Annotated in this window: 1 protein-coding gene and 1 pseudogene; one reads left to right on the forward strand and one right to left on the reverse strand. The window is 69.7% G+C overall.

Features of this window, described 5'->3' with window-relative positions:
- On the reverse strand, window positions 1-975 hold a 975-nt coding region (locus tag IG62_RS45890), incomplete at its 3' end, for a DNA cytosine methyltransferase (protein WP_078872538.1).
- A 224-nt stretch (window positions 976-1,199) separates the two neighbouring features.
- Here IG62_RS45890 and IG62_RS0140845 point away from each other — a divergent pair.
- Window positions 1,200-1,613 (forward strand): annotated as a pseudogene (locus IG62_RS0140845) (hypothetical protein); the annotation flags it as partial.

Below are 1,613 nucleotides of genomic sequence, written 5' to 3' on the forward strand. Positions count from 1 at the left end.
GACGCCGTTGCCCAGGGCCCGCAGTTGCTGGGTTCGGGTCAGTTCGGGTACGTCGGTGACGTGGCCGGCGGTCAGGCCCATCAGCCATTCCACGAACGGCGGGTTCAGTCGCCCCAGATCGTCAACTGGCCAGGGGGCGGGGCGGCCGAGGACCGCTTGCCACCTTTCGATCGCGGGGCCGAACCGGCCCCAATCCGGTGCGCCACCGCCGGCAGCGCCAGATCCCCCTTGCTGCCGCGCTGGTTCGGGCCGCCCTTCTCCCCGTCCGATGCGCGTGGCGTCGGCAACAGGAGTCGGGCCGCATCGAGGAGCGTCATCCCGTACCCCTCGCCGTAGGGCGTCCCGTCCGGCCGGAAGTTCGCCGTGTTCGTTGAGTCCGCCACGACTGGGGTAGGTAGCAGCGTCGGCGCGAGCGAGTTGAGCGACCGTCGCACCGCTGCACCAGGGATCAGCGACTGGTTGTTGCCGTAGGGCGTGGGCATTGGTGGCGACGATGAAGAGGCGGCGCCGGGGGTGGGGAGCGCCGACTTCCGACGCGCGTACAACGCACCACTCCGCATCGAACCCCAGGGCGGCAAGGTCGGCGAGGACGGTGTCGAATCCGAGTCGAAGGTGGCCGCCGACGTTCTCAAAGACCGCGTAGCGGGGTCGTAGAACGCCAAGGGCACGGGCGATGTGGGGCCAGAGGTGGCGGGCATCGGCGGTTCCCTTCCGCTTGCCGGCAGAGCTGAACGGCTGGCACGGGTAGCCGCCGCAGACGACATCGACCGGCGCCAAGCTGTTCCAGTCGACGCCTGTCAGGTCGCCGAGGTTCGGCACGTGGGGGTGGTGGTGGGCGAGGATGCGGGACGCTCCGGGGTCGTTGTCGGCGACCCAGGCGAGCGAGCCGCCGAAGACCCGCTGGACGGCGGTGTCCAGGCCGCCGTAGCCGGTGCAGAGCGATCCGATGCGTAAGGCGTCGGTGGGTTGGGGCATGCTGAAGACCTCCTTCTCATGCTGGAGATGGGGAGACCGGGGCGGGCCGCGAGTCATGCGTGAGAGGCGGCCGCCCTCGCTGTCTCTGCGAGCGGGTGCGTACCGCGCGGTCCTTTTCGCGCGGATCGGGGATGTCGGTGGGCGTCGGTACGTTGATCAGACGTGCGTCGTGAGGGCACCTGGCAGGTGGGTGCGCGGCGCGGGATGACGGGGTGATGTACGGCATGGCGGCGTGGCTGGTGCTGGCGAAGGCCGAGAGCAAGCGGGTGGGCGAGGGCTACGACGACAACCCCGCCACGCACTACAGCTGGGACGACACGGTCGCGAACTGCGACAACCTGGCGGTGGGTGACGTGATCGCCCTGTGGGACTCCGAGGTCCTGCTCGGGGTGTCGGTCATCGAGGCGATCGAGAAGGGCAAGGGCGAGAAGGACACCCCGTACTGCCCCTACTGCAAGAAGGCGGACGTCGCGCCACGCAAGACGATGACGCCGGTCTACAAGTGCTGGAGGAAGGACTGCGGGAAGGAATTCGACGAGCCGGGCTGGCACCACAAGCACGTGGTGACCTACCGCAGCCGCCACGAGGCCGGCTGGACCGACGCACGCGGCGCGCTGACCGCCCCGGAGCTGCGCCAG

Origin of the sequence: Streptomyces sp. NRRL S-337 (genome assembly GCF_000720175.1) — a bacterium.
GTDB classification, from domain to species: Bacteria; Actinomycetota; Actinomycetes; order Streptomycetales; family Streptomycetaceae; genus Streptomyces; species Streptomyces siderophoricus.